This is a genomic window from Chlorogloeopsis sp. ULAP02, assembly GCF_038404745.2.
Taxonomy (GTDB): Bacteria; Cyanobacteriota; Cyanobacteriia; order Cyanobacteriales; family Nostocaceae; genus Chlorogloeopsis.
In genome coordinates, this window is the sequence record NZ_JAYKTT020000061.1 from 1 (window position 1) to 13,702 (window position 13,702).

Sequence of the window (13,702 nt, forward strand, 5' to 3'; positions counted from 1 at the left end):
CAAAATCAACTATCATAAAAGATTGCAGCCCCGATTTAGCGTTAGTGGAAAAGCCAGAAATTTATTTTAATAGTGCAATAGGGTTTAAGCAGGCGTTGTTAGGTGCGTTGTGATATTAAACTTGGTAGAAAAATATCAAGCGCGATCGCAGCAAGCAGTTGATGCATTGTTACAACATCTGTGTTCAGCTATGTCAATTTAATGAAATAATGAGTTGTGTATAAAAGTTTTTGCCTAAAAATGAGAGTTAAGCGTCGTTAATTTGACTATCCGTGAATGTGTGGCTTGAAAGAGTGCGATGTCCGAGATTGGTACTTATTTGAGTTAGTTATTAAGTGTTGCGATCGGTGGCGTCAGTGCTTTGTTGGCAAATTGTACTTTCGCCCAAATTATTCCGGATGAGACGCTACCTGCTAATTCTATCTGCAATGTCGCCATTCATCTCATCGCCAAGTCTGCTACATCTGTTATGTCTTACAGTGCTTCTTCATCGAATTGCACAAGCCTCTGAAGTGGATGGAATACTATTAAATATCTACCCTTTTGAAACCCACAATCGTTTATGTTCTCTGCTACTCTCAAAACTAGACTCTCATCACCTCTAAAAATTGGTAATTTTGAGGTGAATAGTCGGGTTTTGCAGTCGCCTTTATCGGGAGTGACTGACTTAGTATTTCGTCGTCTGGTGCGTCGCTACGCATCTGAATCAATGATGTATACAGAGATGGTGAGCGCTACAGAGTTACACCACCTTAAGCAGATGCCGAAAATCATGGAAGTAGACTCTAATGAACGACCGATAAGCATTCAGTTGTTTGACTGTCGTCCTGATTTTTTAGCTGAAGCAGCACAAAAAGCGGTAGCAGAAGGTGCAGATACAATTGATATCAATATGGGCTGTCCAGTCAATAAAATTACAAAAAAAGGTGGCGGTTCTTCACTGTTGCGTCAACCAGAGGTTGCTGAGGCAATAGTGCGAGAAGTGGTAAAAGCAACAGATGTACCTATAACTGTTAAAACTCGGATTGGTTGGGATGATGAGGAAATTACTATCCTCGATTTTGCCAAACGGATGCAAGATGCGGGAGCGCAGATGATTACAGTCCACGCTCGCACCCGCGCCCAAGGTTACAATGGTAACGCTCGCTGGGAATGGATTGGTCGTGTTAAAGAAGTGCTTTTGATTCCAGTAATTGCCAACGGTGATATTTTCTCGGTGGAATCGGCGGTGCAGTGTTTAGAGCAAACTGGTGCTGATGGTGTAATGTGTTCTCGTGGCACTTTGGGTTATCCGTATTTAGTGGGTGAAATTGACTACTTTCTTAAAACTGGGGCAAAGCTACCACCACCAACGCCAATTCAGCGCTTGGAATGTGCTAAAGAACACTTACAAGCGTTATGGGAATACAAAGGCGATCGCGGTATTCGTCAAGCTCGCAAACACATGGCTTGGTACGCCAAAGGCTTTGTGGGTGCAGCAGAGTTGCGAGGACAGTTGACTTTAGTGGAAACTGTGCAGCAGGGTATAGATTTAATGGATCGAGCGATTGAGCAGATGTGAATGTATAGGAGTGCCAGTAATAATTGATAGCAACACCCCAAGTGTAAAACTCACACACCAAAGAACTTTTAACCCTATCCCCTGTCCCCTGTCACCGGCTATACCTGTCTGATTGCCCTGGGCAGCAAAGTGAGCTAAAACACTAATACTATGTTGGAAGTGGCATAAAAATTGAAAACACAAAAAGATTTTGGGCATTACCAGCAATCGTGGATGATCCGTTTTTGTATAACTATCCTGCTATTAGGGCAAGTATGGTTGCATTTGCTTCAGGGAAAGACATGCCACCGCCAAATTCTCGAACATGCGATCGCAGTTGGGCCAGCCTCTATCTTACCTGTACTGTTGGTCAATGGTTTTGCAGGCATGATTTTTACCATTCAGACTGCTAGAGAGTTGGTAAGATTTGATGCAGTCAGTACAGTGGGAGGAGCTTTTGCTTTAGCATTCTGCCGAGAATTAGCACCCATCTTAACCGCTAGTATTATTGCAGGACAAGTTGGTTCTGCTTTTGCTGCCGAACTCGGTGAGATGCGCGTCACAGAGCAGATAGATGCACTACATATGCTTAAAACTGATCCGATCGATTATTTAGTGTTGCCAAGGGTAATTGCCTGTAGTTTAATGCTACCAATCTTAACAATCATAGGTTTAGTAGTAGGTATTGCTGGTGGTGTTTTTGCCGCTGAACAGTTTTACCAAATACTTCCAGAGGTATTTTTAGAATCAGTTAGAAATTTTTTAGTAATACCAGATGTATTGATAGTTTTATTTAAGGGACTAATTTTTGGCTTAATGATTGCTGTGGTTGGTTGTAGTTGGGGAATAACTACTATCGGTGGAGCAAAACAGGTAGGAGAATCAGCTACAGCAGCAGTTGTCACAACTTGGGTGTTAATTTTTATAGTTGATTTTTTCCTCTCTTTGCTGCTATATGAAAAGCCAAGTTTCTAGAAGTAGAAGTCAAGAATTAGGGGTGTAAGGGGATAAGGGTATAGGGGTGTAAGGGAACCCCATAAATAAATTTAGGGGCTTGAAACAAGGACGCCGTATTTCTCGTACTACGTATCTCGAAATACATCTTCTTTTCTTCTCCATGCTTAAAAGCAGGGGCTTGTATCCTTTTCTTCGGGGCTAATCGCTTTACACCCCTACAACGCCACATGCTTTATGCCGGGAAACCCGTCCACCGCAGTGGCTCCCCTGCACCCCTACACCCGCCCCGAAGGGGGTTGGTCAGAGGGCAGAAGGGTTCAGGACTTACACACGAGTTATGAATAATAAACCGCTCCAGGCGCAGAGGAAATGGAGGAAAGAGGATTTGAGAGGGATTTTGCGTAAGTTCTAAAAATTCATGTGTATCGTGATTAACTGTTGCGTCTAGTGAGAGCAGCAATTGCCATCGCTAGTTCAGATGGATCGACAGGCTTAGTGAGATGTCTTTGAAAACCTGCCGAGATGACTTTTTGATAGTTAGCTTCTCCTGCAAAGGCTGTAAGAGCGATCGCTGGTAATTTTTTTGGTGAGGCTGCTTCCAAAGCTCTAACTTGTCGAATCAGCATATAGCCATCGGTTTCAGGCATAGCAATATCACTTAACAGTAAGTCTGGCTGGATTTGGGCGATCGCTAATAGTGCTTCTGTTGCCGAAGCAACTCCATGAACTTCAACGCCATACTGCTCAAGAATTAAGACTAGTAAATTCAGAGTATCAACATCATCATCCACAACTACCACCCGCAATCCTTGAAGATTAGCAGAAGTTTCGGGCAAAGAGTTCTCTTCACTAGTTTGAGAGACATCGTTTATTAGAGGTAGTGTGACTGTAAAGGTTGCTCCTAGTCCTTCTCCTAAACTCGCTACTTGGATAGAGCCACCGTGGAGTTCGACAATATGGCGGACAATTGCTAATCCCAATCCTAGTCCACCAAACTTTCTTGTCGTCGCCTCACCTGCTTGTCGAAAACGTTCAAATACGTAGGGCAAAAAGTCAGGACTAATGCCTTTGCCGGTATCAGTAACGGTGATTTGGGCATAGTTAGCGATCAGGGATTGGGGATCGGGGATTGGGTACTGGGTATTGGATACACAATCGTCATGCAGCTCTTCTCTCCTAGTCTTTTTGTCCCCTTGTCCCCTTGTCCTTTTCCTAGTCCCTATCCCCAACCTTACCTCTACTTGCCCACCATTGGGAGTAAACTTAATTGCATTTGAGAGTAAATTCCAAACAACTTGCTGCAAGCGGTTCGGATCGCCCTCGACTTTGCCTACTCCAGAATCAAAGTGTGTATAAATTTGAATTGATTTGGCTTCAGCAGCCAGACGCACCGTTTCCAATGCTGACTCAATTGTGGAAACTAAATCAACCGCACAGATATTTAAACTCAGCTTACCGCGCAAAATCCGCGAGACATCGAGTAAATCGTCAATCAAGCGTGTTTGTAATTTAGCATTACGCTCAATAGTTTCTAGTGCTTGAGTGGTTTTTGCCACATCCAACTTACGGGTAAGGAGGAGTTTCGACCAACCTAGAATAGGATTAAGTGGGGAGCGTAGTTCGTGGGAAACAATTGCGAGAAAATCGTCTTTGATCCGGTTGGCTGCTTCGGCTTCAGCACGGGCTGCCTGTTCTAGTTGCAGCAAGTGATCGCGTTCAGCTTCTGCTTGTTTGCGATCGGTAATATCGAGCGCACAGGCGAAACCCTGTTCTGAAGTGTCCTCAAATAATGCAGCAACAATAGCCACAAACACACTACTGCCATCTTTGCGAAAGAATTCTTTTTCAAACGCACTACAAACCCCGTACAACTTCAGTTCTTCAACCGCTTGTTCAGTCCGCTCTACGTGTTCTGGAGGAGTCATTTCTTGCCAATCTAGCTTGCCTGCCAATAAATCCTCCTGGGCGTAACCAACCATCTGGAGAAAGGCATCATTGGCTTGTGTGATGTTGCCGCTCAAGTCATAGAAAAATACACCCATAATATTGGAGTCAACAATCCGCCGAAATCGAGCTTCGCTAGCTTTTAAGGCTATTTCTGCCCGCTTGCGAGCGGTGATATCAACATTAATGCCGAGCATCTTTAAGGGCTTGCCGTCGTCATCATCAAACACTCTCGCTCTGCCATGCAGCCAGTGAACGCTGCCATCTTTCCAAATTACGCGCCAGTCGGTGAAAAACTCGCCTGTTTGCAGCGCACGTCGCATATCTGCTTCTGCGTTGGCTAAATCATCGGGGTGTACCCATTTCGCCCACTCTTCATAAGTACCGCCAAATTCACCAGGCTCTAAACCATAGATTGCTTCTAGCTCTTTCGACCAGGTGTTAACATTGGTTTGGATATTCCACTCAAAACTACCCGCTTTTGCCGCCGCTTGAGCCAAATCGAGCCATTCTTGCTTTTGACGCAATGCTGCTTCTATCTGTTTGCGTTCGGTGACATCAATGAACGCTCCAATTGCGCCTCTAACGGCACCAGAATCATCCCGTAATGGTACAGCTTTGCCGTAAATTGATCGCACATCATCTTGACTGAAAACAAATTCAAATTCTCCTTCAATCTCTTCTCCGGTGCGAGCGGCTTGTTGCATCGGTAACTCAGTCACTGGAATGTCTTGACCATTCTTTTGAATCTTGAACTTAAAGGGATATTCTCCACCAGCTGGAGTAGCTGTTATGACTGAGCTTGGAGGTAACCGCATCAATTTGTAGGCAGCTAGGTTTGCAGTCATGTGATGACATTGGGGATCGCTTGCAATCCAAACAGCAGCCGGAACTGTTTCCATAAAAGTTTCAAGTTCTTCAGCCCGTGCTTTGGCGATCGCTTCACTCTGTCGCAATGCCTTTTCTGCTTGCTTGCGGTAAGTAATATCACTACAAACTCCAACCCACTCACGAATTTTGCCGTCTTCTGTCGCAACAGGCACACCCCTAGCAGAAAAATAACGATAAATACCGTCTGCACCACGAATTCGGTATTCATTGTCATAAATACTTTTTGTCTGAACTGCGTGAGTCCAAATCCGGGCGGTTCGTTCCCGATCATCTGGGTGCAATGCTTCTAACCAACCCCAACTTTTGACTTGTGCTTGAGTTTGCCCTGTATAAGCTCTCCAATCTGGCATATCAACTACCTGTCCATCAGGCTGAGTTGTCCATACCATTTGGGAAGTTGCAACTACTAAAGAGCGATACCGCTCTCCACTTTCTCGCAAAGCAACTTCTACTTGCTTATGTTTAGTGATATCAGTCAACATTGCGATCGCGCCTGAAAATTCACCTTGGGTATCTAGCACAGCGCTAGTAGAGAGAATTGTCCAAAGTTCAGACTTATCTTGGTGGCGCAAACGCAAGTCAAACTGCTGTTTAGCCTCTTGAACACTTTGCCTTTGTTGCTCTAGCCATTGCTCAACTTCAATTCGAGCTTGATGATCCATAAACTCGAAAATTGAACAGCCAAGCATTTGTTCAACACTGTAGCCAAGCATTTGGGCTAGCCGTTGGTTCACATATTCTGTCTTTCCCTCACTGTCAAATATCCAGATGCCTTCATTAGCTGTCTCAAACAGGCGACGATAGCTTACTTGTAATTTTGCTAGCTCTGCTTCTGATTTTTGCTTGGCGTTACGTAGTTGTGAAATTAACCAGCTAATTAATAATGCTACCAAGCTGAATATAACTAGCTGTAAGAGTTCATCTCCACTGTACAGTAACAGAGAGTAGAAAGGTGGTAAAAAAAAGTAGTTGTTGACGAAAACAGCTAATACCGTAGCTACCAAACTGGTAGCAAAGCCGCCATACCAGCTGCTAAAGGCAATGGCAGCACAAAAAAGTAGCGAAACTTCTAGCCGCAGCAGTTGTTCTAGCAACAAGCCCAGTAGCAGCGCTGATAAGACTGACAAAATAGAAAAACTGTAACGCTGCAACTGATAGAACTGGACCTTTAACATACTGCTTTGTATTCCTGGCAGTAACTTATGTCTAATTAAGACACAAATTCTTATTTTACAGTCAATTTAGGTTAAGTTATATGAAATTCTGTACTTTACATTTTGATGACTTTCAAAGCTCTAAAACTTTTATCTGCACAACCACTAATAAATCCACCCATAGTTTGAATTGTTTGCAGATATTCTAAAGCAGGTTGGCTAATAGCTTCTCCAGGCATTAATACAGGAATTCCTGGCGGATAAGGACAGACTATTTCTGCACAAATGCGCCCCGTAGTTTCTTGGATAGGTAATGTTTCTGTTTTGGCGAAGAAAGCTTCTCGTGGTGAAATATGCACAGTATTCCCCATATTAATAAAATCATCCCATAAAATGTAGGGCAAATTGAAGTCTGTCAAAGCTGTGTTCAAGCCGAGGGAGTTAGGAGGCAAACTCATTTGGGCAAGACTAGTAAATGCCTCAACCAACTGCTCAATATCTTGTTGTGTATTGCCAAGGCTAATAATAAAAGTGAGATGTTTTTGGGAAGCAAATTCTGCCGTAACAGCGAAGTGTTGATCGAGAATTTCTTCGGCAGCAAAGCCAGTTAAACCGAAGCCAGAAACAGTGACTGTTAATCGCGTTTTGTCTAAAGCAAGAAAATTTGACCTTATCCCCAGCCCCTCTCCTTGAAAGGAGAGGGGTGCCGCAGGCGGGGTGAGGTTAAAAACTGATAATCCTGGTATTTGCTCAATCCGGCTTCTTGCTTCATCTGCTAGTTGCAATGTGTGAGACATGAATTGTTGACCGTACAGTGCCATTTGCTGACGTGCCGCATCGAGGGAAGCCAGGAGTAAATAACTAGGACTGGTAGACTGTACTAATTGCAATGCTTTACTAATGCGATCGCTCTCTATCCTCGTTCCTTGAAGATGTAGCATTGAGGCTTGGGTAAAAGCACCCAGGGTTTTGTGAATCGATTGTACGGTTAAGTCAGCACCTGCGGCTAAGGCTGGAGTGGGTAGTTCGCAATGAAAGGCGAAATGTGCGCCGTGGGCTTCGTCTACCAGTAACGGAATATTGTATTGGTGAGTAATATTCGCGATCACGCTGATATCTCCACAGACGCCGTAATAGGTGGGATAAACCATCATCACAGCTTTGGCATCGGGATGTTGTTCTAGGGCTGCTGCTACAGCATCGGGAGTTATGCTGTGGGCAATATCTAAAACCGAGTCATATTCTGGATTAATAAAAATTGGCATCGCGCCAGAGAGAATTAATCCGGCGATCGCTGAAGAATGAACATTGCGCGGCAAGATAATTTTATCGCCAGCACCACAAGTCGCCAGAATTGCCGCCTCCACTCCACAGGTAGAACCATTGACTAAAAACCATGTCTGTTCTGCACCAAAGGCTTGCGCTGCCAGTTGTTGTGCTTGTTGGATCACACCACTAGCAGCAAACAGATTATCTAACTCTGTTAATTCCGGTAAATCGAGACGAAAGATAGATTTACCGAAAACATCAGCTATTTTTTGGGAAATGCCTTGTCCCCGCTTGTGTCCAGGAGTGTAAAAATGTGCGTGAGGACGTTCAGCACAAGCTTTTAAAGTATCTAATAAAGGTGTTTGATTTTGATCGAGCATTTGGATGTAGCCATTTTGGGAGATGGCAACATAGTTGCCTGTCATTTAGGTTGGTAAAGTCGAATAATTTTACTACGCTGATCATGATTTATCCCACACCAGATCCTTTACCAAACGAGCCACAAATTCCCGATCCTGAACCAACTCTACCACGTCCTGAACCGACACCAGGGCCAACTAATCCCCCACAACCGATACCCAGCCCTGTTCCTGAACCCATACCAGGGCCTGTTCCTGAACCAGTTCCCGGTACTATTCCTCAAACAGTTCCAGCACCAATTCCCCAAACAATTCCCAATCCTGTGTGATATCCTCCCGGCGCTTATCCACTGCTGAACCCCCAAAAGCTAAAATGAATTTCGTCTAGTTTGCACTCAAAATCCAAAATTAAAAATGCTAAGAGCCGGGATTGTCGGACTTCCCAACGTTGGAAAATCTACGTTATTCAACGCCTTGGTTGCTAATGCTAAAGCAGAGGCTGCTAACTTTCCTTTTTGTACGATTGAACCGAATGTTGGCGTTGTTGCAGTGCCAGACGAGCGGTTAAATATTTTAGGCAAGATTTCCAATTCGGCACAAATTGTCCCGGCGCGTGTTGAGTTCGTGGATATTGCCGGGTTGGTTAAAGGCGCAAGCAAAGGAGAGGGGCTGGGTAACCAATTTTTGTCTCATATCCGGGAAGTTGATGCGATCGTGCATGTAGTGCGTTGTTTTGAAAATGATGACATTATTCACGTCGCTGGTTCGGTCGAGCCAGCGCGTGATATTGAAATCATTAATTTGGAGCTTGTTTTAGCAGATTTAGCACAACTAGAGCGGCGAATAGAACGCACCCGCAAGCAAGCTCGTGCTAGCAAAGAAGCACAATTTGAATTGACGGTACTGGAAAAATTAGCTGCGGCATTAAACGAAGGGCGATCAGTGCGGCAAGTTAGTCTACCAGAAGAAGAAGCTGCGGTGATTCAACCACTAGGATTGTTGACTTCTAAGCCCATAATTTATGCTGCTAATGTTTCTGAAGATGACTTGGCAACTGGTAATGAATATGTAGAACAAGTGCGGCAAATTGCAGGATCAGAAAATGCTCAAGTGGTTGTTGTTTCTGCCCAAGTAGAATCAGAATTAATTGAAATACCAGAGGAAGAAAGAGGTGAGTTTCTTGCTTCTTTGGGTGTAGAAGAAGGCGGTTTAAAATCTTTAATTCGTGCTACTTACACATTATTAGGATTGCGTACTTATTTCACTTCTGGAGAGAAAGAAACTCGTGCTTGGACAATTACAGCTGGGATGTTAGCGCCACAGGCTGCGGGAGTGATTCACAGTGATTTTGAACGCGGATTTATTCGAGCAGAGACTGTAGCTTACGATGATTTAGTTACGGCTGGTTCGATGAATGCTGCGAAGGAAAAAGGATTAGTTCGCAGTGAAGGTAAAGATTACATTGTTAAGGAAGGCGATGTGATGTTATTCCGATTTAATGTGTAGAGCAACCGCAATTACACTAAATTTTTCAGCAATATATTTTTCTCGACACTCCTGAAAAAGGGGTGTTTTTTTGTAAGAATATCCGCTTGTAATTCGAGCAATACAAGGATACTTAAAAATGATGGGAAAATGATGGGATGGCTGTTTAGGGACTTGTTAAAAAATTTGAGCGTTCAGCAAAAAAGGTTTCACGGGATTTTATAAAAAGTAGTAGTGAAGAGATAGGTTTATTATTTGATACAAAACTTTATCCATTAGCTGACAAGCTCGATTATATAGCTCAACAACGTATTGATTACCAATTGGAAAACTAACGATCGCTCAAATACCTCTAAAGCTGATGATTGTAATTTAGAGCGAAAGGAAATCAACACATGGATACCATCACGTTCTATCGAGAAATTGTCAAGCAGGTAATTAGTGATTATGCCAAACTGCGCCCATCCCACGGCAACATACGCTTAGATGTCATCTTTGACGAAATGCGCGATCGCTCTGCTCTGGTGCAAGTTGGTTGGGATAGAAAGCGGCATATGCATGGCAACCTGATTTATATGGTTATAGAGAACGGGAAAGTAATAATTGAGTACGATGGCATGGAATATGGAATTACTCAGGACTTAGTTAAAAAAGGTATCCCTGAGAGTGACATTGTGCTAGCTTTTCTTTCGGATTCTCAGCCTGTTTCCATAGCTAAAAAATGGGAAGATATCGAAATATTAGTGTCCCTAGTCCAACTTGTTTTCTTCTGCCCTCTGCCCGGTTGGTGAGCGTAGTCGAAGTGCTGCCCTCTTAATACTATTCCTCCCGACTCTAGTTTTCCCTCCCGAAAGGCTAGTTTCAAAATACTCTCATAGGTAGTAGAGCGGATATTTTTTGTTTGCGACCATATTTTCTAATTTAGATAAATAAATTTAGTTAAGTTGTTTATTTCCTAGCTTAGGTGAAATGCTACCTATGCTTAGGTTGCATTTTAAGATGAAAGACCAAGAGAAGACAAAAGACCAACTGATTGCTGAGTTAGTAGCATTACGCCAAGAGGTTGGTGTTCTTAAAGCTTTACAAATCCAAAATCAGCAGACTGAAAAAGCACTGCGAGAAAGTAATGATCGCTTTCGCTTATTAGTTGAGAACGTTCAGGACTATGCCATTTTTACACTAGACTCCAACGGCTACATAGATAGTTGGAATATTGGAGCCGAAAATATTTTAGGTTATCAGGAAGCGGAAATTATTGGTGGATGCGCTTCGTGTATTTTTACTCCTGAAGATAGAGAGCAAGGTGAAGACAACCAGGAACTACAAAAGGCTGTAGAAGAAGGTAAGGCAGTTGATGAACGCTGGCATCTACGTAAAGATGGTACACGTTTCTGGGCTTGTGGGATTTTAACTGCTTTAAGAGATGAGACTGGTTCTCTACGCGGCTTTGCAAAAATTATGCGCGATATGACTGATCGCAAGCGAGCCGAACAGCAGATTCAACAACAAGCCGCTCTACTCGATGTCACCACAGATGCTATTTTGGTTCAAGATTTAAGCGATCGCATTTTGTTTTGGAATAAAGGAGCCGAGTGCCTGTACGGCTTGCCAGCAGAGTCAGTGCTAAGTTTGAATGTCAACGAACTCCTATATGGGGCGACTCCACCACCACTCAGAAATATACACCAGTCCATAGTCGAGAAAGGCTCGTGGCAAGGAGAGTTACATCAAGTTTGCCACAATGGTCAAAAAATTATTGTATCCAGTCGCTGGACGTTAATATCCAATTTTGAAGGGCATTCTCAATCAATTCTAGTTGTTAATACCGACATAACTGAGAAAAAACAACTGGAAACACAGTTTCTGCAAGCCCAACGCTTAGAGAGCTTAGGAACGCTTGCCAGTGGCATGGCTCACGACCTGAATAACGTTCTTGCCCCGATTCTGATGGCAGTACAATTACTGATCATGAAACTTTCTGATGAGCAGAGCCAGCGCTTACTTCAGAGAGTGGAAAACAATGCCAAACGAGGAGCGGCTTTAGTTCGGCAAGTACTCTCTTTTGCTAGGGGTTTAGAAGGCGAGCATACAATCTTAGAAGTTAAGTCTCTGATTTTAGAAATTGAGCAGTTGGTTAAGCAGACATTCCCCAAAAACATTACAGTTTATACAAGTCTTGCCGAGGATATCTGCCCAGTTTCTGGCAATACGACTCAACTATATCAAGTGTTGATGAACCTAGTAGTCAATGCGCGTGATGCAATGCCCAACGGCGGCGTACTTAGCATTTGTGCCGAAAATTTGTTGCTGGATGAGGAATCTGCCCGGAGGCATATTGAGGCTTGTGTAGGTTCCTACGTCATGCTTTGTGTTTCAGACACAGGAACTGGTATGCCACCAGAAGTCCTAGAGAGAATTTTTGAGCCTTTTTTTACGACTAAAGAAGTTGGGCAAGGTACAGGACTTGGTTTGTCTACGGTGATGGGTATCATTAAAAGTCATGGTGGTTTTGTGGACGTTGAGAGTTCGGTAGGGCAGGGAACACAATTTAAGGTATACCTAAAAGCAGTAGAGGAAACCCAAACGCAACCCACACAAGACGTCAAACTGCCTAGTGGGCAAGGAGAATGGATTTTAGTTGTTGATGACGAAACGGCAATACTTGAAGTAACTCAAACAGCACTGGAATTATACAATTACAAAGTCCTGACAAGTTGTGATGGCAATAGAGCGATCGCACTGTATGCCGAACATCGAGATAAAATTAGTGTGGTATTAGTTGATATGACGATGCCGTGTATGGATGGTTCAACGATTATCCGCACGTTGCAAGCCATGAACTCACAAGTCAAAATTATTGCTATAAGTGGACTCTCATCAAATCGACACTTAGCTCAGACAATTAGTACTAACGTCAAAGCATTCTTGTCAAAGCCCTTCACGACAGATAAATTATTGAATACCATACATTCGGTTTTAGGCATGAATCAGTAATGGACACTAGATAACGAAAAAAATTAAGCGATCGCTATGTATAATTGCTCCACTCTCAAAAGTGTAAAATTAATATAGAGCTAAAAATATTGAATATGTCATTCCCTACTGCTGCCTGTTGCGCCGTAATTCTCAACCAACAACAGGAGCAAAATTTCCACCATCAACAACAGTGTGCTAATACAGCAGTCAACCACGGGCGAAGCGCGTCTTCTCAAAAATGCACCATTGTTGAAAATGGTCGAGTTGTGATTAAACCAATATAAACACCACAGTAGAAGGCAGGGGGCAGAAGGAAATTGAGACACGGGGACACGGGGAATTGTGAATCAGGTTCTCTTCCCAAGTCTTGTTGTCTCCTAGTCTTCCTTTCCTCATTTCTCTTTGCGTCTTCTTCCCAGTCCCTAATTACCTGTCCCCAGTTCCTTTTACTGATGGCGAATCACATCAATAGCTGTCTTCAACCAATCAATGTAAGTTTGTTCTCTTCGTAGCACCAACTCTAGTACGAGTCGCTGCATAATCTGCTCACGACTTGCTGAGGAGTCATCGAGTGCTGGTAACTCAATCTTTTCACACTCACTCAGCTTTTCGACGCGTGCAACTAGGTGCTGCTCTAACAGTTGAATGATGGCTTCATTCGGTAATTGGGCTGCAAAAAATAACTGAACTAGTAACGGTTCTCGTGGTGTTGATAAGGGCTGAGGATATTGAAGCCAGCGAACTAATTCGGCTTTGCCTACTTCAGTTAGACTATAAACTTTGCGGTTAGGGCGATCGTGCTGAATCTCAATAGTGCAAGTAACCCAACCTTGCTCTACTAGTTTATCGAGCGTTCTATAAATCTGTGCCTGATCCGCAGTCCACAAATGAGCAATGCATCGATCAAAACAGTTTGTTTTCAAATCATAGCCCGTCCTCTCTTCTTGTTGAAGGAGACCAAGAATAGTATGTGCTAGCGACATAGACGGTTATCCGAAACTAAAGTAGTGGAAGCTGGATCGCTGCCTATATATTACTATGCTAATATATGAATAATCATATATAAGAAGAATTTACTAGAGTAATATAGACAATAGTGTGCTTCAACACAAAACGTAAGGACTTGG

The 13,702-nt window shown here is 43.3% G+C and carries 10 protein-coding genes; 7 read left to right on the forward strand and 3 right to left on the reverse strand.

Features of this window, described 5'->3' with window-relative positions:
• Positions 1-562 precede the first annotated feature (562 nt).
• Positions 563-1,561: a tRNA dihydrouridine synthase DusB gene (gene dusB / locus U2718_RS20690; protein ID WP_342000807.1), complete on the forward strand. Its 999-nt coding sequence runs from the start codon at positions 563-565 to the stop codon at positions 1,559-1,561.
• A 213-nt stretch (positions 1,562-1,774) separates the two neighbouring features.
• The gene (locus U2718_RS20695; protein WP_342001290.1) at positions 1,775-2,515 is read left to right on the forward strand and encodes an MlaE family lipid ABC transporter permease subunit; all 741 of its coding nucleotides are present in this window, start codon (positions 1,775-1,777) and stop codon (positions 2,513-2,515) included.
• 413 nt (positions 2,516-2,928) lie between these two features.
• On the opposite strand, the gene U2718_RS20700 is transcribed toward U2718_RS20695, so the two are convergent.
• Both U2718_RS20700 and U2718_RS20705 read right to left on the reverse strand, forming a co-directional pair.
• Positions 2,929-6,507 carry a PAS domain S-box protein gene (locus U2718_RS20700; protein ID WP_342000804.1) on the reverse strand — a complete coding sequence of 1,193 codons (3,579 nt, stop codon included), beginning with the start codon at positions 6,505-6,507 and terminating at the stop codon, positions 2,929-2,931.
• Positions 6,508-6,602: 95 nt separating this feature from the next.
• Complete coding sequence (locus U2718_RS20705) at positions 6,603-8,135, reverse strand: aminotransferase class I/II-fold pyridoxal phosphate-dependent enzyme (RefSeq protein WP_342001288.1); 1,533 nt, start codon at positions 8,133-8,135, stop codon at positions 6,603-6,605.
• 83 nt (positions 8,136-8,218) lie between these two features.
• Between U2718_RS20705 and U2718_RS20710 the strand changes: the two genes are divergently transcribed.
• From U2718_RS20710 to U2718_RS20730, 5 genes are all read left to right on the forward strand, one after another.
• Positions 8,219-8,443 (forward strand): gamma-aminobutyric acid A receptor, epsilon-like protein, encoded by a 225-nt coding sequence (locus U2718_RS20710; RefSeq protein ID WP_289791675.1) that lies wholly within the window; start codon positions 8,219-8,221, stop codon positions 8,441-8,443.
• Positions 8,444-8,528: 85 nt separating this feature from the next.
• Entirely contained in the window at positions 8,529-9,620 is a 1,092-nt protein-coding gene (gene ychF / locus U2718_RS20715; protein WP_342000801.1) for a redox-regulated ATPase YchF, read from the forward strand.
• Positions 9,621-9,994: 374 nt separating this feature from the next.
• Positions 9,995-10,390, forward strand: coding sequence for a XisI protein (locus tag U2718_RS20720; protein WP_342000799.1), 396 nt, complete (start codon positions 9,995-9,997; stop codon positions 10,388-10,390).
• A 208-nt stretch (positions 10,391-10,598) separates the two neighbouring features.
• A complete protein-coding gene (locus tag U2718_RS20725; RefSeq protein WP_342000797.1) occupies positions 10,599-12,593 on the forward strand; it encodes a PAS domain S-box protein in 1,995 nt (664 codons plus the stop codon).
• 95 nt (positions 12,594-12,688) lie between these two features.
• Positions 12,689-12,859, forward strand: a complete 171-nt coding sequence (locus U2718_RS20730; RefSeq protein WP_342000795.1) for a hypothetical protein — start codon at positions 12,689-12,691, stop codon at positions 12,857-12,859.
• 162 nt (positions 12,860-13,021) lie between these two features.
• Here the strand turns inward: U2718_RS20730 and U2718_RS20735 are convergent, their stop codons facing one another.
• A complete protein-coding gene (locus tag U2718_RS20735; protein ID WP_342000793.1) occupies positions 13,022-13,558 on the reverse strand; it encodes a PadR family transcriptional regulator in 537 nt (178 codons plus the stop codon).
• Positions 13,559-13,702 lie beyond the last annotated feature (144 nt).

What these genes read in the sequence shown, in the direction of transcription:
- dusB (WP_342000807.1), top strand. Translation starts at nt 563, where the DNA reads ATGTTCTCTGCTACTCTCAAAACTAGACTCTCATCACCTCTAAAAATT.
- U2718_RS20695 (WP_342001290.1), top strand. Translation starts at nt 1,775, where the DNA reads ATGATCCGTTTTTGTATAACTATCCTGCTATTAGGGCAAGTATGGTTG.
- U2718_RS20700 (WP_342000804.1), bottom strand. Translation starts at nt 6,507, where the DNA reads ATGTTAAAGGTCCAGTTCTATCAGTTGCAGCGTTACAGTTTTTCTATT.
- U2718_RS20705 (WP_342001288.1), bottom strand. Translation starts at nt 8,135, where the DNA reads ATGCTCGATCAAAATCAAACACCTTTATTAGATACTTTAAAAGCTTGT.
- U2718_RS20710 (WP_289791675.1), top strand. Translation starts at nt 8,219, where the DNA reads ATGATTTATCCCACACCAGATCCTTTACCAAACGAGCCACAAATTCCC.
- ychF (WP_342000801.1), top strand. Translation starts at nt 8,529, where the DNA reads ATGCTAAGAGCCGGGATTGTCGGACTTCCCAACGTTGGAAAATCTACG.
- U2718_RS20720 (WP_342000799.1), top strand. Translation starts at nt 9,995, where the DNA reads ATGGATACCATCACGTTCTATCGAGAAATTGTCAAGCAGGTAATTAGT.
- U2718_RS20725 (WP_342000797.1), top strand. Translation starts at nt 10,599, where the DNA reads ATGAAAGACCAAGAGAAGACAAAAGACCAACTGATTGCTGAGTTAGTA.
- U2718_RS20730 (WP_342000795.1), top strand. Translation starts at nt 12,689, where the DNA reads ATGTCATTCCCTACTGCTGCCTGTTGCGCCGTAATTCTCAACCAACAA.
- U2718_RS20735 (WP_342000793.1), bottom strand. Translation starts at nt 13,558, where the DNA reads ATGTCGCTAGCACATACTATTCTTGGTCTCCTTCAACAAGAAGAGAGG.